Origin of the sequence: Candidatus Chordibacter forsetii (assembly GCF_964187505.1) — a bacterium.
Lineage (GTDB): Bacteria > Verrucomicrobiota > Verrucomicrobiia > Opitutales > Seribacteraceae > Chordibacter > Chordibacter forsetii.
The window spans coordinates 1-16,488 of record NZ_CAXLML010000061.1 but is presented as its reverse complement, the minus strand read 5'-3'; the positions used below and the strand labels follow the sequence as shown (position 1 = coordinate 16,488).

The 16,488-nt window shown below is 43.6% G+C and carries 15 protein-coding genes; 7 read left to right on the top strand and 8 right to left on the bottom strand.

All coding sequences use genetic code 11. The annotated features are described in order from the left end of the window. The coding region (gene pyrF / locus ACKPQ4_RS02830; protein ID WP_407679699.1) for an orotidine-5'-phosphate decarboxylase at positions 1-524 on the bottom strand (524 nt) is incomplete at its 3' end. Positions 525-571: 47 nt separating this feature from the next. Here pyrF and ispE point away from each other — a divergent pair. After that, the gene (gene ispE, locus ACKPQ4_RS02825) at positions 572-1,486 is read left to right on the top strand and encodes a 4-(cytidine 5'-diphospho)-2-C-methyl-D-erythritol kinase (RefSeq protein ID WP_407679698.1); all 915 of its coding nucleotides are present in this window, start codon (positions 572-574) and stop codon (positions 1,484-1,486) included. 55 nt (positions 1,487-1,541) lie between these two features. Beyond that, positions 1,542-3,350 carry a phosphoenolpyruvate--protein phosphotransferase gene (gene ptsP / locus ACKPQ4_RS02820; protein WP_407679697.1) on the top strand — a complete coding sequence of 603 codons (1,809 nt, stop codon included), beginning with the start codon at positions 1,542-1,544 and terminating at the stop codon, positions 3,348-3,350. An 11-nt stretch (positions 3,351-3,361) separates the two neighbouring features. On the opposite strand, the gene ACKPQ4_RS02815 is transcribed toward ptsP, so the two are convergent. From ACKPQ4_RS02815 to pgsA, 3 genes are read right to left on the bottom strand one after another with little or no spacing between them, the layout of a single operon-like run. Further along, positions 3,362-3,655 (bottom strand): HPr family phosphocarrier protein, encoded by a 294-nt coding sequence (locus ACKPQ4_RS02815; protein WP_407679696.1) that lies wholly within the window; start codon positions 3,653-3,655, stop codon positions 3,362-3,364. A gap of 18 nt (positions 3,656-3,673) precedes the next feature. Further along, positions 3,674-4,171: a phosphatidylglycerophosphatase A family protein gene (locus tag ACKPQ4_RS02810; RefSeq protein ID WP_407679695.1), complete on the bottom strand. Its 498-nt coding sequence runs from the start codon at positions 4,169-4,171 to the stop codon at positions 3,674-3,676. A gap of 11 nt (positions 4,172-4,182) precedes the next feature. Next, complete coding sequence (pgsA, locus tag ACKPQ4_RS02805; protein WP_407679694.1) at positions 4,183-4,794, bottom strand: CDP-diacylglycerol--glycerol-3-phosphate 3-phosphatidyltransferase; 612 nt, start codon at positions 4,792-4,794, stop codon at positions 4,183-4,185. 103 nt (positions 4,795-4,897) lie between these two features. On the opposite strand from pgsA, the gene coaD reads away from it, so the two are divergent. From coaD to ACKPQ4_RS02785, 4 genes are all read left to right on the top strand, one after another. Continuing rightward, positions 4,898-5,407, top strand: coding sequence for a pantetheine-phosphate adenylyltransferase (gene coaD, locus ACKPQ4_RS02800; RefSeq protein WP_407679693.1), 510 nt, complete (start codon positions 4,898-4,900; stop codon positions 5,405-5,407). Further along, positions 5,404-6,738, top strand: coding sequence for an MFS transporter (locus ACKPQ4_RS02795; RefSeq protein ID WP_407679692.1), 1,335 nt, complete (start codon positions 5,404-5,406; stop codon positions 6,736-6,738). Before coaD ends, ACKPQ4_RS02795 begins: the two co-directional genes overlap by 4 nt. Positions 6,739-6,821: 83 nt before the next feature. Then, positions 6,822-8,708, top strand: a complete 1,887-nt coding sequence (locus ACKPQ4_RS02790) for a GreA/GreB family elongation factor (protein WP_407679691.1) — start codon at positions 6,822-6,824, stop codon at positions 8,706-8,708. 134 nt (positions 8,709-8,842) lie between these two features. After that, a complete protein-coding gene (locus tag ACKPQ4_RS02785; RefSeq protein ID WP_407679690.1) occupies positions 8,843-9,769 on the top strand; it encodes an ArsR/SmtB family transcription factor in 927 nt (308 codons plus the stop codon). Positions 9,770-9,777: 8 nt separating this feature from the next. Here ACKPQ4_RS02785 and ACKPQ4_RS02780 read toward each other — a convergent pair whose 3' ends face one another. The 4 genes from ACKPQ4_RS02780 to ACKPQ4_RS02765 all read right to left on the bottom strand — a co-directional run bounded on the left by ACKPQ4_RS02780 (position 9,778) and on the right by ACKPQ4_RS02765 (position 15,624). Further along, positions 9,778-11,925, bottom strand: coding sequence for a thioredoxin domain-containing protein (locus tag ACKPQ4_RS02780; protein ID WP_407679689.1), 2,148 nt, complete (start codon positions 11,923-11,925; stop codon positions 9,778-9,780). Positions 11,926-12,083: 158 nt separating this feature from the next. Then, complete coding sequence (locus ACKPQ4_RS02775; RefSeq protein ID WP_407679688.1) at positions 12,084-13,025, bottom strand: PfkB family carbohydrate kinase; 942 nt, start codon at positions 13,023-13,025, stop codon at positions 12,084-12,086. A 64-nt stretch (positions 13,026-13,089) separates the two neighbouring features. Next, positions 13,090-13,494: a DUF6941 family protein gene (locus ACKPQ4_RS02770; protein WP_407679687.1), complete on the bottom strand. Its 405-nt coding sequence runs from the start codon at positions 13,492-13,494 to the stop codon at positions 13,090-13,092. Between the two features lie 12 nt (positions 13,495-13,506). After that, positions 13,507-15,624, bottom strand: a complete 2,118-nt coding sequence (locus ACKPQ4_RS02765) for a M3 family metallopeptidase (RefSeq protein WP_407679686.1) — start codon at positions 15,622-15,624, stop codon at positions 13,507-13,509. 196 nt (positions 15,625-15,820) lie between these two features. On the opposite strand from ACKPQ4_RS02765, the gene ACKPQ4_RS02760 reads away from it, so the two are divergent. After that, positions 15,821-16,488 (top strand): Bax inhibitor-1/YccA family protein (locus tag ACKPQ4_RS02760; RefSeq protein ID WP_407679685.1); only part of this gene is annotated, 668 nt, incomplete at its 3' end.

Sequence of the window (16,488 nt, the reverse complement as noted above, 5' to 3'; positions counted from 1 at the left end):
GGCGAACAGACGATTCCTCCAATTCCATGATTTACTGCCAAAGAAGCGAGGCGAAGGACTTGTTCATCTACAGGGTTATTTACTCCAATGGCACTTAAACCCTCTTGATTTGTGGAAGTTAGCACGGTTACTCCTAAAAGAGTAACATTAGGCATGTGTTTGTTGGCAAATTCTGCACATTTCTCCAAGGCTTCTGGGCCGGCACATGCATGCAATGTGATAAGTCCAACTGGAAGATCAACCAAACTTTCGAGTGCCTTGGTCATAGTGTTGGGAATGTCGTGAAGTTTAAGATCGAGAAAAACTTTCTTTCCTGAACTCGCTAGTTCCCGTACGAGAGAAGGGCCGTCCCGCAAATAACTTTGCAACCCGACTTTTACCCAACTTAAACGATCGCCGGTTTTTTCGAGGACTTGATGAATTTGCTCACGATCTTCTAAATCGAGAGCGAGAATTATTTCGGGTGTTGATGCACTCATGTTCTTGTATTCATCATGCTTGGTCATAGGTTTGAGCCAATTCAATTCTTGTATCGCCCCTCGATCTTTGGCTCCTTAACATAAAAAAAGTTATGATCGAACGAATCAAGCATAGGTCGAAAAATACGGTTGAGCTCTTTGCTCCTGCAAAGGTTAACTTGTTCCTCGCAGTTACGGGCAAGAGAGAAGATGGTTACCATGATCTTTGCACCGTTTTGGCAAAAGTCTCAGTTGGCGATACCTTGGAGTTGAAACGAAAGGATAAGAACGGAGGAGTGCATTTAAGGTGTCCTGGCTTTGAGGATTTGGAAACTTCAGGCAACTTAGTCTGCCAAGCCGTAGATAAGTGGTTTCAGCAAAGTGGAGAAAGTTGGGGAGTTGAGATTATATTAAAGAAAAAAATTCCCCCTATGTCGGGCTTGGGTGGAGGAAGTTCGGATGCCGTCTCGGCCCTCTTGGGTATGAATGAATTGGGGGATGACTCATTGCCCGAAGATATGCTTTATAATTTAGCTTCGGAGATTGGATCAGATTGCCCAAGTTTTTTAACTCCGGGTTTATGCTTAGCGGAAGGGAGGGGAGAGCATGTTCGGTCGATTATGAAATCTTTATCTCAACAGATATCTGGACAAAGGGTTTTGCTTTTCCGACCAGACATTGGTTTTTCCACCGCAGATGTGTATGCTACGCTTGCTAGTAAAAAAAGTTATTCAACAAAAAAATGGGCACAAGAGAGTGTAAAGTCTTGGGAAAATGGAAACTTACCTATTGAGGAGATCTTGCACAACGATCTGGAGATTCCAGTTTTTGAAAAACATCGATATTTTCTTCCCTTGTTTGAGCAAATTAAACAACAACATGGTATCCAACCAAGGCTTTCTGGTAGTGGAAGTTGTTGCTTTGCATTATTGCCATCAGGGTTTGATCAAATTTCGCACCTGAAAGATTTAATACTTAAAGCTTGGGGAGATAAAGTGTTCTTACAGACCTGTGAAATAATTGACTAAAGCTATTATTTAATGGGTCAGAATTTGTTTTCCATGCTTTCACCTTTGAGGCATAGTGGGAATTTGGTTAAAATTTTCTGCGATGATTGAGGACAATAATAATACTTCTGAACTTATGCTTTTCGGGATTCCTGCGTCTCCTGGAATTGCTCATGGTCCGGTATTTCGCTTCCTACATGACGAAGTAAAGATTGCCACATACGAGGTAGAGGAGTCTGACCAGGCAGAAGAGATTAAACGTTTTCTTGAGGCTTTGGAGATGACCAAATCAGAAATCCGAGAAATCCGGGAAGATGTTGCTAAAAATCTTGGTGAAAAGGAAGCGGGTATTTTTGATGCACATATGTTGGTGCTAGAAGATCGTGCCTTGATCGAAGATGTGAAGAAAGAAATTAAAGAGTCAGGTGAAAATGTTGAAAAGTGTGTCCACCGGGTAACCGGGAAATACCTGTCTTTTTTTGACCAATTGGAGGACAAATATTTACGGGAACGAGCCGTTGATTTACGGGATATCTCCCGCAGGTTACAAAGGTGCCTTTCTGGCACCACCGCATCGGGTACCGCCTTCCTTGATGAACCCAAGGTATTGGTGTCTGAAGATCTAACCCCATCGGATACGGCGGCTTTAGACCGCACGAAAATTTTGGGTATTGCCACAGACCTTGGCGGTCAGACCAGTCATGCGGTAATTATGGCACGAGCAAGTGGAGTTCCTGCGGTAGTTGGTTTGCGTGGTTTGACCGAAAAGTTAAGGCAAGGTGATGAACTTTTGATCGATGGTTTTGAAGGGGTTGCAATTATTAATCCCAGTGAAACCACTCTTTTTCGATACGGAAAAGTTGATGTTCAACGTCGTAAACTCATTAATTTGGTCGAGCAGGAGTCTTCCTTACCCTCACAAACTGCTGACGGAAAAGTTCTTAATCTTTGGGCGAACGCAGATACACCTGAAGAGGTCAAGAAGTCGATCGATCTGGGGTGTGAAGGTATCGGGCTATACCGTACAGAATCTCTATTTCTTCGAACCAATTCTCTACCATCTGAAAATGATCAGTACGAAGAATATGCCAAGATGGTGGAAGCGGCTTCAGGAAAGCCCCTAACTATACGAACTTTGGATCTTGGTGGGGATAAATTACTTGATGGTTTGAACCAACAAAGAGAAGCCAATCCATTTATGGGTTTTAGGGCAATTCGATACTGCCTGAGTAACCCGGCGGTATTTTTAGATCAATTGCGTGCAATCTTGCGGGCAAGTGCACATGGAAACATGCGTATCATGTTGCCAATGATTTCAGGGGTAGGAGAGGTTATCCGGACCAAGGAATTTATTGCTCAGGCAAAGCGGGAACTGGACAGTCGTGGAGAAAAATATGATCCAGAGATTCCACTGGGTTGTATGATTGAAACACCCGCTGCAGTTGCAATTTGCGATCTACTCGCCCAGGAATCCGATTTTTTTAGCGTTGGTACAAACGATCTTGTGCAGTACCTCCTGGCTGTTGACCGGGTAAATAATGAAATCGCTTTTCTATACGAACCTCATCACCCTGCTGTCCTTCGCTCACTTAAACAAGTTGCATCTGTTGCAGGGGAAAAGAATTTACCCGTTACGCTGTGTGGAGAAATCTCTGGAGATCCTCACTTTCTACCCCTGTTGATCGGACTGGGTTTTGATTCGTTCAGTGCTTCTCCATCAATGGTTTTGGAGATGAAGTTTTTTGCCCGCCGTTTTAATCAACTAGATGTTGAAAAAATTACCCGGGAAGCGGAGAGCAAGTTTCGACCATCTGAAATCAAGGAATTGATTAAGAACTTTTACGAAGATCGGGTTTCAGAAGCCTCGGTTTCAGAAACTCTTTAAAAAAGGCTGGCTTATTCGTCCTGAAATTTGGAGGCGAAAAGATCAGACATTTGCTTTTCTAATTCAGGTGCATCTTCAGGGCTGCATTCAAAGGTAAGTTCCGATCCGCGGGCTGCTGCGAGCATCATAATTCCCATAATACTTTTCGCATTTACCCGCTCCCCATCTTTTTTGGTTACCCAAATCTCCCCAGAGAAGTGTGATGCAATCCGGACGATCATGGCGGCCGGTCGTGCATGCACACCCATTTTGTTATTTACCTCGAGGGTAAAAGTATGAGCATTTTCTAAAGGTTGGTCAGGCACAAATATGATTTAGATCGTTCAGGAGAGAAAAGACAAAGAAAAAGTTCGAGCACCCCAAAGAACCAAAGCCGCGGCTATGGCAGCGAGAAGATCGTCCACCATCACACCAAACCCACGGGGGAGTTTCTGTGCAGAGTGAATGATCCAGGGCTTGGTTACATCGAATAAACGAAAAAGAGCGAATCCAAATGCGAGCCAGAAAAAAGTCTCTTTAGTGGGCGGAATCATCCAAAAGTCAAAGAGAGGGAGAAAGACGAATGGAATAACTGTAAATTCATCCCAAATTATTTCTCCCGGATCGTTTCGATCGAGTAGGATTTCGGCTCGAGAGCAAAGGGGGATTCCAATAACAAAAAGAGGAAGGAAACTCAGGGCAATTAGGTGAGCAGGCCAACCCATTACCAGTGTCATGAAAACATATGCGAGCAAACCGACCAATGACCCCATAGTTCCAGGTGCAGGTAACTTAGTTCCTACCGGTCCCAAAGTGGCGAGGAAGAGAACAATTCGATTCATCCTATCAACATTTAAGAGTCCTGGCCTATAAAGACTTTCCAGTATTTTACCAAATAATTGATCCCTGAATAAACCGTGAGAACGCAGGCTAGAATCAAGGTAACTTGTGCTGCTTGCCCAATGGGTTGGATCCATGTGGAAGAACTCGCAAGGAATTCGGTCTGCGAAAGATCATGGATAAGTGCACCTTCGGTTATAAATAAACAAATTGAGGTAATTTGCATGACTGTTTTTACTTTACCTGCCTTTTCGGCTGCTAGGGTTTTCCCCTGAGCCGCTGCAATCAAGCGTAATCCGGTGATAAGAAATTCTCGTGAAAGTATTAACAGAATGGGAAATAAAGCCCACAAACCGATTATGCCAAGGGCAAGCATGCTTACAAAAGTACCCATGGTAAATATCTTATCTACCAATGCATCCATGAACTTACCAAAATCAGAGACCTGACCAAGGCGGCGTGCTAGCCAACCGTCCAACCAGTCGGTCAAGGCCCCAAAAAGAAATAGCAATAAGGCAACCGTCCATGACCAGGGGATGGTTTTTTCTTCCCATGGATGAAGTAAGGCAACCACCATTACCATAAGTGGAATTCTTGATAGAGTTAATAAGTTGGGCAGATTCATCAATGTGGAAAGGATTTAGATCCTTCCTCGAAAATTGGCAACTACAACTCTAGTGTATCCTTGGTTGTGGACTTGTACGCAGACAGTCGTTAGAAAGAAAATAATGGCTATTGCTTTGTACCCTGGCACTTTTGATCCCGTAACTCATGGACACTTGGACGTGCTTTCCCGAGCTTCCCGGTTGTTCGAGGAAGTAATCGTGGCTGTTGCCTCTGGCAATTCGGCTAAGAGTACCTTGTTTTCTCCAGAAGAGAGGGTTTCCATGGTTGAGGAGAATTTAGCCAGTTTTAATAATGTATCAGTGGAATTATTTGATGGGTTACTGGTGGATCATGCTATGCACAAGGGAGCGAGTGTTTTGATTCGCGGATTACGAGTGGTCTCTGATTTCGAGTACGAATTTCAAATGGCCCAGATGAACAGACATCTTGATTCTTCTTTGGAAACTATCTTTCTTATGCCTAGTCAGAAATATTTCTTTACCAGTTCGCAACTTATCAAGCAGGTTCATCGTTATGGAGAACGGGAAACTGGATTGGTTCCTGAAAATGTCAGGCTGGCTTTGAAAAAAAAATCAGTTTTAGAAAGAAATAATAAGGAGCTTGAACAATGAGTGATCGCAAGCGTTCCATCTTCGGGGTCGTATTTTTGACCATCTTTTTGGATATGGTGGGATTTTCCATCATTTTCCCGCTTTTTCCTGACATGCTCGATCACTATTTGTTCCTTGAACAGAGTATGGGCGGGGGAATAATTTCTCGTTTCGTTTCTTGGGTAAGTGAATTCGGCCATGACTTGTTGCCAGGAAATCCAAATTTTCGTTTGGAAACCGTAATCTTCGGGGGGATTCTTGGTTCGCTATATGCAATTCTGCAGTTTTTCTTTGCCCCGATTTGGGGTGGTTTATCTGACCGTTATGGACGCAGACCTGTGCTAATAATAACCCTTGGTGGCACAGCAATCGGGTATTTTCTTTGGATCATGGCAGGAGATATTTGGGTTCTTCTGCTTTCCCGTGTAATCGGTGGAATGGCTGGGGGGAACATTTCGGTTGCAACTGCGGCCATTGCAGATGTGACCACTAGGGAAAAGAGATCTAAAGGGATGGCATTTGTTGGTATTGCTTTTGGGTTGGGATTTGTTTTGGGGCCAGCGCTTGGAGGTTTGGCGTCGCAATGGGATTGGTCGGGCTCAGAATTGGTGTTTTTTGGTATGCATCCGTTTTCGGCAGCTGCTACAATAAGCTTCGGTCTTGCCGTGATTAATCTCTTGTGGCTGGTTTGGGGTTTTTCTGAAACCCTACCTGCCGAAAAAAGAAATCCGACAAATTCTTTTCTTCCAGCTGTTTGCAAGATGACTGAAGTAACAAGTCCGGAAGCACGACGAACCTGTCTTTGTTACCTGCTTTACATGATTTCTTTTTCGGGCATGGAATTTACTCTGACTTTTTTGGCTGTCGAGCGGTTTGCTTTTTCACCGCAAGATTTGGGAGAGATGTTTTTACTGATCGGGGGTACACTCATATTGGTTCAGGGCGTTGTCGTTCGTCGATTTGTAGGTCGGATAGGTGAGCGTAATATGGCTCATTTGGGAATTTTTATAGGAGTTTTTGCCTTTTTGGTAATTTCATTTTCTCATTCTTTCTCTTGGTTCTATCCGGGATTATTTCTCATGTCTACCGGAGTTGCCTTGATAAGTCCTACATTAACCGCCCTTACCTCCCTTAGTTCTTCAGAATCTGAACAAGGAGTGAATCTAGGAATTTTTAGGTCATGTGGGTCCATTGCCAGGTCGATCGGACCTCTCTCGGCTGGCTTGATTTATTTCACTTATGGATCATCAATTGCCTATTTAATTGGGGCAATCTGGCTAATTTTTCCTGCCCTTGTATTGTTTGGCGTTAAGCAGTCTTCAGGTAGTAGGGGCTTAGCTTCTGCTAATTAGTCTTCTTTTCACTCGCCAATTTTTGCAAGTTTGCTAAAGATTAGGGGTCTAAAACATTGAAACTGAACCTACTTACAGCCTGAATGAATACTGAAGTTATCGATCGTATGGTCGAAAAAGATCCGTCCTTGGAATCCTCACGCCCTGTCTTAGAGTCAATGAATCCAGGAACTTACTGCATACATCGCAGTTGGGGCTTTGGATTGATTGCCGGTTTTGATGATGATCGCGGAATGATCCTGATTAATTTCGAGGAAGACGATAAAAGCAGTCATGCAATGGATCCTGTATTTTGTATCGATAAGTTAGAATTGCTTCCCGATGATCATATTCTTGCCCAACATCGTAAAAATACTGAGGAAATTGAAAAGTTAGCCAAAAAAGAGCCTGCTGATTTGATTATCAAGGTTTTGGAACATGGAAATGACGGGTGCATGAATACCCGTGAAATTGAAAGAGTTCTCGGCTACTTATTTGGTGCTGCAAAGGCGAAACGTTGGTGGACTGCGACGAAAAAGGTATTGGTTAAAGACCCTCGTATCGCGGTTCCCAACAAAAAAACCGAACCCTATGTATTGCGTGACGAACCAGTAAAACCTGAACAGGAAATCCTTCAGGACTTTTTTGAGGAAAAAAGATCCTATGAAAAAATAGTACTGGCAGAAAAACTTTTTGACCTCGCAGCAGAAAAAGAGGATTTACAGGCGGATCTTCCCCAAGTGCTCGCAGATCTGACGGTCGCAATTTTAGAGGCTAAGAATTTAAGCCAAGCTGATCGATTGTATGGTATCTGGGTTCGCAACAACTTAGCCAGAGATGTTGAGGAAGATGTTGAGAAATTAGAACCAACTTCTGCTTCTATCCTCAAAGAATGCGAGGACGATCTAGCTGCCTTGGCAGATCTAATGCCAGCTAAGTTTCACAGCCGTTTTCTAGACTTGGTCGCCCGTACCTATCCTGATAATTGGAAAAAGACTGTCCTCAACTTATTGCAAAACACCACGGTTAAATTTTCAGGTGAATGTGCTCATTTCCTGATAGATCGCGAAGAGTCAAAACTCTTGATTTCGACTCTTAATGTTTGGTTAGATGAACAAACCCTCAAAGCTCCTGTGTTGTTATGGATGCTCAAATTCCGTAAGCTTGCAAAATTTCAGGAGTTACTCGACAAAATGATCAATCCTCGGCTCTTAACCGCCGTATTTTCTGCAATTGATTATGAGTCTTTGAAAAATGCTACGAGTCGCCGTATTCCTCTCGGAGAAGTCCTTTCAGATGACCGACAATTATTATCCGATATTTTGGATAAAGGTTCCGAAGAAAATGCTAAAGATCTTGCCCAAGCATTAATGCTTAACCCCGGATTTGAGGATCTAACCAAGAGATCATTACTCGCACGATTTATCAAGAAGTTTTCCAGCATCCAAGCACTTTTAGACGGTCAAAGTAGTTCAAGCTCAAGTAGCTCTGCAAGTGCACCGGTTGAGGATACCCTTATTGTTTCCAAGGATAGTTATGATCGCAAACTTGGAGATCTTGATGTCTTGACTAAGGAAAAGATTCCCGAAAATTCGCTTGCTATCGAAAAAGCCAGGGAGCATGGAGATTTGAAAGAAAATGCGGAATATCATATGGCTAAGGACGATCAAAAAATCCTTCTTGCCCGCCAAGCTGAATTGCAAAGCGAATTGATGCGTGCAAAAGCTACTGATTTTAGTGAAGCTCCAAGCGATTCAATTGGGATAGGATCCGTTGTAAAGCTGAAGGATACGGGTTCTGGAGAGCAGTTATGTTACACAATTCTTGGAGCGTGGGATGGTGATCCTGATAATAATGTTCTTTCTTACCTTACTCCACTGGGTCAAAGTATTCTTGGAAAAAAAGTGGGAGATGACATTCAAATCGATGTGGAAGGAAATGCTCAATCATTGACAGTTGAAAGCGTCAGTCGCTGGGTAGATAACAAGTAGGTTGTTTCTTTGATCTTTGGAATAGCTTTTGCTGTTCTAATCGCCATTTAATCTTGTTCTCATTTCTATACTGATTTTGGAGTCTTTGGATTTCCATTGCAGGTAAGCTTCTGTAAATCTACAACCTGTGTGGAATGAAGATTACTGAGGTTTTACAAGTACTTTCAGATCCCACTCGTTTGCGTATGCTCCGTTTGTTGGGGCAAGAAGAATTATCGGTTGCTGAATTACAGGAAATCTTGGAGATGGGACAATCCCGAATTTCTTCTCATCTTGGTTTGTTGAGAAGGAATGAACTGGTTAGCGACCGCAAGGATGGTAAGCGTACTTATTATGTATTGGATATCGATCCATCCCCAAAGTATGAGTTTCTTAGGTTGGCCTTATCTGAGGAATCTGATGAGGAGTTTTGGCTTAGTGATCAGTCTGCCCTTTCCCGTATTGTCGATCGTAGAAGGCGTGAATCTGAACGCTATTTTGATGAAGTGGCGGAGCGCTTGGGAAAAAATTATGTCCCCGGAAGAACTTGGGAAGCAATTGGACATTTTCTCTTTCGTCTTGTTCCCTCAATTACCATCGTCGATTTGGGTGCGGGGGAGGGTACAATTTCTCAACTCTTAGCAGACCGGGCAAAGAAAGTAATTTGTATAGATAGTTCAAAAAGTATGGTTCGTTTGGGGACCGACTTAGCAAAAAGAAAAGGACTTGCGAATTTAGAGTATAAGGTTGGCGATTTAGAAAAAGTTCCATTGCCAGCTAAAAGCGTTGATCTCGCACTAATGAGTCAATCCTTACACCATGCACAAAAACCAGAAGCTGCTCTTTCGGAGGCTTTTCGGGTTCTTAAACCTGGTGGGCAGCTAATTGTTATCGATTTAAAAAAACACCAGTTTGAAAAAGCTCGTGAACTTTATGGTGATCACTGGTTGGGCTTTGGTCAGAACGAACTCTATCGAATGATTGATGAGGCAGGCTTTCGTGGGGCAAAAGTAGAGGTCGTCGCTAAAGAAAATAAAAAGCCTTTTTTTGAAACCCTTCTCGCCACAGCAGAAAAGGCTTAGTTAGGAAACTAATCCAAACTATCTTGGTTTTTAACCAAAAGAGTATTCAAAATATTCCCCACTTCTTTGGGGTCTACTCTAGGTTGATCGCAGGCATAATCTCGGCAAAGGAAAAAAGTAGGCATTTGCGAAGATGTAAAGGCGGTTAAATAGGGTGCTAGTTCTACAATCTTTGACTTTTCAAATTGTCTAGGTAAGTGAATTTGAGTTTTGAAGGGCAGAAAACGTTTGTTTGTTTCCTTGATGAATTTCTTCGTGTTTTCATCCTCTAAATTTCCAGAAATTACAATTTCGTAAGGTGGGTGGAGAACAAAGGCGAGGGCGTGTAAAAAGTTTTCGGCCCCAGAAGGGTTAGACTCCAAAAAACCGGAGAATGCAGAAAAGGAACGGTTCAAACAATCGCGATATTTTTCATCGCCTGATATCTTCCATATTCTGCAAAGGTTCATCGCCATAACCGAATTTCCAGAAGGTATGGCACCATCATAAATTTCTTTTGGTCGGGTTAGTAATTGCTCGCCATCCTTGGCGGTGAGGAAAAATCCCCCAACTTCAGGGTCCTCAAAAAGTTCGCGGGAAAGATCGATCAATTGTTTTGCTTGGTCCAGGTAATGAGGGGTGCAGGTAGCCTCGTACAAGTCAATCAAGCCTTGCGCTAAAAAAGCGTAGTCTTCCAGATGGGCGGGTAGTCCGGCTTTGCCGAGTCGCCAGCGTTTGAGCAACCTACCATTTGGTTGACGAAGTTCGGAAAGGCAGAAGTCAGCTGCTTTTTGGGCCCGGATGATATACTCTTTGATACCCATGGCCTGTCCGGTACGAGCAAAGGCGGAAATCATGAGGCCGTTCCAGTCTGTTAGTACTTTATCGTCGAGTTGAGGGTGTACCCGACTTTCTCTGGAATTGAAAAGTTTTTTTCGTATATTTTCCAGTTTCTGTTGAAATTCTTTTGGTTTTACATCCTGTAAATGGGAATACTCGGAAATGGATTTTTTGAGATGTGGAATGTTTTTGCCGGTTCGTTGGCGTGTTGCTTCGTCCAAATAATTTCCTGATGTTTCGCAACCGAATATATTGATGAAAGTTTCCCCATCCTCATCTCCTAGAACAGAAATCAATTCATCCTTCGTCCAGAGGTAAAATTTCCCTTCCTCTCCTTCGCTATCCGCATCTTCTGCAGAGTAGAATCCACCCTCGGGGGAAGAGAGTTCACGGGAGACATAATCAAGGGTATGTTGGCATGCCTCTTTCATCAGAGGATCTTCTGTGAGTTGATAGGTTTCCAGGCAAGCTATAGCAAAGAGAGCTTGGTCATAGAGCATTTTTTCAAAGTGTGGAACCAGCCATTCACGATCAGTCGAATAACGGTGGATGCCCCAACCAATTTGGTCATAAGTTCCGCTCAGGCGGATTTGACGCAAGGTGTGGGAAACCATATTCAGGGCCTCTTCTTTTCCAGTTCTTTGATAATAGCGCAATAGAAAGGAGAGGGAGTGCGGGGTGGGGAATTTAGGTTGTTGACCAAAGCCTCCATGTTCTGAGTCATAAGCTTGGGAGAGGGCGTCAAAGCATCGGTCTAGATGACTGGCGTTAAGGTCTCCCCCTGCCTGGCTAGATTGAGCCTTAGCCAAATTCTCAATGATTGACCGTCCAACTTCATCAACTTTTTCCCTTTCTTCCTTCCAAATCCGTGAAAAGTGAGGAAGCATGTCGATCATAGAGGATTTTGGGAAATAAGTGCCTGCGAAGAAAGGGATTTTTTGTGGAGTCATGATCACCGTCATGGGCCAACCTCCACGTCCCGTCATCATTTGGGTGACAGACATGTAAACATTATCGAGATCAGGTCTTTCTTCCCGATCCACTTTAATACAGATATAATTTTCATTAAGTAGACGGGCGACCTCTACGTCTTCGAATGATTCTCTTTCCATTACGTGGCACCAATGACAAGTGGTATAGCCAATCGAGAGAAAAATAGGTTTATCTGAGGACAGTGCTAATTCTAAAGCCTCATCTCCCCAAGCCCTCCAATCAATGGGGTTGCGGGCATGCTGAAGTAAATAAGGACTACTTTCAAAAATTAATCGGTTGTATGCACTTCCACCGTCTGCGGGTAGTTTTGCAATTTCTTCAGCAGTGGGTAGTTTGTGATGCATCAATGAAGTTGCCTCCTTTTGGGCGGGAATCGGCGTTTTATTCCTCTGTGTATGATCACTTGATGGATTTGTTTCTGAGCAGGAGATAAACGCGAGTAAACATACCCAATTCCAACAACTGAGGAAGTGTGTATGTGCTCGGTGAATCCGGAACAAGCTTAGGTAACGGATATAAGTTGATTCAAAGAAGCAACACGTTCTTCAATTTCAGATTTACCAGCCGACTCCAAACGATCGCACCCAAAGGCCTCAACCGTAAGACTGGCAGTGCAGGTAGCATAAAGCATAGCTTCCTTGATCGCAGAGAAATCTGAACGGTTTCGAGAAGATAATCTTCCAATAAGGGCACCGGCAAAAGAATCTCCAGCCCCTGTGGGGTCATGTAATTGAGTCACGGGGTAAGCGGGTAGGGCAAACATTCCCTCTTCGTGAAATAGAATAGCTCCGTGTTCTCCCTTTTTGATGATTACGCTTTCTGGACCCATCTGACGAAGTTTTTCACCGGCAAGAATAACGTTTGATTCACCTGTTAATTCCTCGGCCTCCGAATCATTAATTACAAATAGGCTGACTTTTTTAATCAGGGAGAGAAGAGATTCGCGCTCGGTCTCGATCCACAGGTCAATGGTATCTGCAAGTACAAACGAATTTCCAGCTAATTGATCAAGCACATGCATTTGTAGAGCGGGGTGGATGTTTCCCAAGAGTACAAATGAGGAATCTTTGTAGGATTCTGGGAGGTCGGGACGGAATTTCTCGAACACATTTAATTGAATATCCAAGGTGTCTCGACGGTTGAAGTTTTCATGGTACTTTCCCTTCCAAAAAAAGGTGGGTCCGGAATCATCCTTTTTGACGCCTTCAAGATCAATTCCTCTTGCTCGAAGTCGGTCGAGGTCGGATTCTCCAAAATCATTTCCAACTACACCAACCATGCGCACTTGTGTGTAATAACTCGCAGCAAACGAACAGTAAGAGGCGGCACCCCCTAAAATTCTTTCCTGTTCAGCTTGGGGAGTAATAACGTTGTCAAAAGCGACTGAGCCAACAACCAATAACGGGGAAGACTCAGATGAATCGGATGCAATAATATCAGGCATAAGAGTATGAAATATAAAATTCGGTTAATTTAAGCAAGGGCACAAGACTGCAGAACTGTGAAAATTAGGACGGCATTTTCACCTCAATAATTGGAAAGCTACTTGCTAATACAACTTGCCCGTCAATTTCGATAAGGATAGAAAAGTTTCCAGGGGCATCGAACTTTAATCGTTGTATGTCATTAATTAGATTTATTCGGTGCTGAGGTCCTGGGGACTCGAATTCCCGGTCGATAATTGTACGGGGTTCTTCCTCCGCCATGGGCAAACCAATAGTCATTTTTAGCTGATGCTTGCCAATGGTCAGGTCGGAAAAAGAAAGAAACCAGACCATTCGAGGATGGACCACAGGAAATTCCTTTGCTCGTAAACTAGAAAAAATTCCGAGTAAGGTATGCTTGCCGGTAGCCGGATCTACATAGACGCTGTCGCAAGTAATCCAGGCTAGGACTTGTGGTTTAGTGGACATATTTAAATGGGGTTACTGGGTAGTTGGGGACAAGCCACTGCGTTCGAGCAGGGCAGTGGATTTTGGCGGTCGACCCATAAATTCTTTAAATAGTTCTTCGGGTGGACGCGAGTTTCCCTGACTAAGAATAGATTTTCGAAAAGACCGACCGGTTTCTGGATTCATTATTCCTTCTTTTTGAAACCTGGTAAATGCATCGGCATCTAAAACTTCCGCCCATTTGTAGGAGTAGTAAGCAGTGGCATAGCCTGTTGGGCTTCCAAATAAGTGACTGAAACGCAGCGCAATAGTCCGAGGTTGCGTCTTTCGTTTCGGAAGATAATCGCGAAGGATGTTTTGGAGGGAGCTTTCCATGTCCTGGGGGAGGTCTTGGGCAAGGGTGCGATGCATGACCAAATCGAGCTTGGAAAAAGCAAGCTGTCTCATCATTGCATTTCCGGCCATAAAATTTTTGGCCCGTATCATTTTGGCAAACAATTCATTTGGTATTGGGGCGTTGCTTTCATGATGCTTTGCGAAGAGGTCTAGGCTTTCTCTCTCCCAACACCAGTTTTCCATGATCTGAGAAGGCAATTCCACAAAATCCCAGGCAACATTTACACCATTTAAACTGGTGTGGGGAACTTCACCACAAAGGTGGTGTAGAAGGTGACCAAATTCATGAAAAATGGTCTCAACCTCATAATGAGTGAGCAGGGCTGGTTTTCCAGGAGTTGGGGCAGTCAGATTACCGCAGATTAATCCAAGGTGAGGAGACCGCTCACCGTTTTTCAAGGGTTCTCCAGTCTTAAGATAATTCATCCAGGCACCTGCTCGCTTACTCGATCGCGGGTGCCAATCGGCATAGAAGGAACCAAGCAATTGCCCACCTTCCGAATCGAATAAATCATAAAACCTTACATCTGGGTGCCAAACTTCAATCGCTTGACTGTTCTCTTCGCCATGAGCATGGACTTCACCCTCAAAGAGGACCGAACGCTCCACGATTCGAAGACCAAAAACCTTGGTTACTAACGCAAACATACCCTGAAGTACCGAGTGGATAGAGAAATAGGGACGAAGATCCTCTTCATCGAAATCATAGCGCTCCTTTTTTAACTTTTCTGACCAGTATCCAACTTCCCATGGTTGCAGCAGATCTGAGTTTTTTCCGGTTTTTTCTGCCTTGTAAGATTCGAGTTCTTGGTTTTCCCGTTCGAAGAAAGGTGCGGTTTGATCTCTCAGTTCGGAAATAAAGGCATCTGCCCGCTGCCCGCTTTTGGCCATACGGCGAGAAAGGGCGACTTCAGAAAAATCAGACTTTCCTAATAATTCCGCCTTTTCTTGACGAAGTTGTAAAATGGTAGCGATTAAGGATTGGTTGTCATAAGGTTTTTCTGATCCGAGAGCATCGCTGGCGGTCCATATTTCTTTTCTTAATTCGTCGTCGTCCAAATATTGTAGGGCTGGTACCAAAGAGGGAGCATGCAGGGTAAAGATCCAAGATTTGCTACCTTCCTCTTCGCCCAGTTTTTCAATGGCAGTTGCCCTTGCAGCTTCTTTGGCACTTTGAGGTAGTCCGCTAAGTCTGGCTTCTTCATTGACTACTAGTTTCCATGAATTTGTGGCATCGAGAACCCGTTCGGAAAATTGCTGAGTAGCTTGGGCAAGTTCGGAGGATATTTTTTCGAGACGGTCTTTTTTCTCCGCAGGTAAATCAGCACCGGATTCACGGAAATCTGCTAAAGTTTCGTCCAAAAGTCTGTGATCAATTGGAGAAAGATCTTGGACTTCTGGTTTTTCTGAAAAGCAACGAATGACTTCCCATAGCTTTTCATCCAAGGAAATTTTGGCACCAAATGCAGAAACCTTCGGTAGCATCTCGTTGTGAGCGGTCCGAAGTTCAGGAGAGTTGCATACGGAGTCCAAATGACCAACGAGTCCCCAGGAATGGTCGAGGTAAATCGTAGCCTGTTCTAATGCTTTTACTGAGTTATTGAAATTAGATTCCTCTTGGCTTAACGAGCGAATATTCTGCAGGCGTTCTTCTGATCTTTCCAAAGCATTGGAAATTTCAGACTTGATGAGGTCGGGGGAAAGCTCGGACCAGGCAGGGAGGTTGGCGAGGTCAAGAAAGGGATGTTCTGGCATAACTGAATGAAATTATTGAGTAATGCTTAAACCTAAGGAAGCACTTAAACAAAGCAATCCTAAGAGAATTATCTTATTAATGCTTCTGGGGGTAGCAGTAGATTTTTTATCTTAGGCCGAACGGACTTGCTTGATTTAGAGAAAAGCCCATTTTGATGAGATATTTATTCCAAGTTTTTTTAACACAATATATTTTATGAAAGAACAAACCTTCACCCTTTCCGCTGCTAGAAGTCATGCCAATGAACGGGCTGCCTTTATTCGACGGACTTATTCTCACCTAGCCGTGGCCATACTGGCTTTCATCGGGATTGAATGTTACTTAGTCAATGCTCCCTTCGCTGCTCAATTAGCTATGAGTATGACTAGTGGATTTAGTTGGTTAATCGTCTTAGGTCTTTTTATGGGAGTAGGATACCTAGCAGATAAATTGGCTCGTTCCGAAAATTCTGAACAGATGCAATACTTAGGCCTTGGGTTATTTGTCATTGCCGAAGCGATCGTTTTTTTACCCCTCCTTTTTATCGCAACCATGTATGGAGGGAGTGGGCTTATACCTACAGCTGGATTAATGACTTTGTTGCTTGTGCTAGGAATTACTGCGACCGTTTTCATTACCCGAAAAGATTTTTCCTTCATGAGAGGAGTTCTTTCGATCGGAGGCTTTGTCGCGCTTGGCTTTATCGTTTGTAGTATGATCTTTGGCTTTTCTCTTGGATTAGTTTTTGCCGCGGTCATGGTTTTATTTGCTGGTGGGTCCGTGCTTTACACCACTTCTAATATTCTACACCACTACAAGCCCAATCAGCATGTTGCAGCCTCTTTGGCCTTGTTCTCATCTGTCGCTCTGCTTTTTTTCTACAT

Excerpts from the sequence above, each read along its gene's own strand:
- ACKPQ4_RS02775 (WP_407679688.1), bottom strand. The coding sequence starts at position 13,025 with ATGCCTGATATTATTGCATCCGATTCATCTGAGTCTTCCCCGTTATTG.
- ACKPQ4_RS02785 (WP_407679690.1), top strand. The coding sequence starts at position 8,843 with ATGAAGATTACTGAGGTTTTACAAGTACTTTCAGATCCCACTCGTTTG.
- pgsA (WP_407679694.1), bottom strand. The coding sequence starts at position 4,794 with ATGAATCTGCCCAACTTATTAACTCTATCAAGAATTCCACTTATGGTA.
- ACKPQ4_RS02780 (WP_407679689.1), bottom strand. The coding sequence starts at position 11,925 with ATGCATCACAAACTACCCACTGCTGAAGAAATTGCAAAACTACCCGCA.
- ACKPQ4_RS02790 (WP_407679691.1), top strand. The coding sequence starts at position 6,822 with ATGAATACTGAAGTTATCGATCGTATGGTCGAAAAAGATCCGTCCTTG.
- coaD (WP_407679693.1), top strand. The coding sequence starts at position 4,898 with ATGGCTATTGCTTTGTACCCTGGCACTTTTGATCCCGTAACTCATGGA.
- ACKPQ4_RS02765 (WP_407679686.1), bottom strand. The coding sequence starts at position 15,624 with ATGCCAGAACATCCCTTTCTTGACCTCGCCAACCTCCCTGCCTGGTCC.
- ACKPQ4_RS02795 (WP_407679692.1), top strand. The coding sequence starts at position 5,404 with ATGAGTGATCGCAAGCGTTCCATCTTCGGGGTCGTATTTTTGACCATC.
- ispE (WP_407679698.1), top strand. The coding sequence starts at position 572 with ATGATCGAACGAATCAAGCATAGGTCGAAAAATACGGTTGAGCTCTTT.
- ACKPQ4_RS02810 (WP_407679695.1), bottom strand. The coding sequence starts at position 4,171 with ATGAATCGAATTGTTCTCTTCCTCGCCACTTTGGGACCGGTAGGAACT.
- ACKPQ4_RS02770 (WP_407679687.1), bottom strand. The coding sequence starts at position 13,494 with ATGTCCACTAAACCACAAGTCCTAGCCTGGATTACTTGCGACAGCGTC.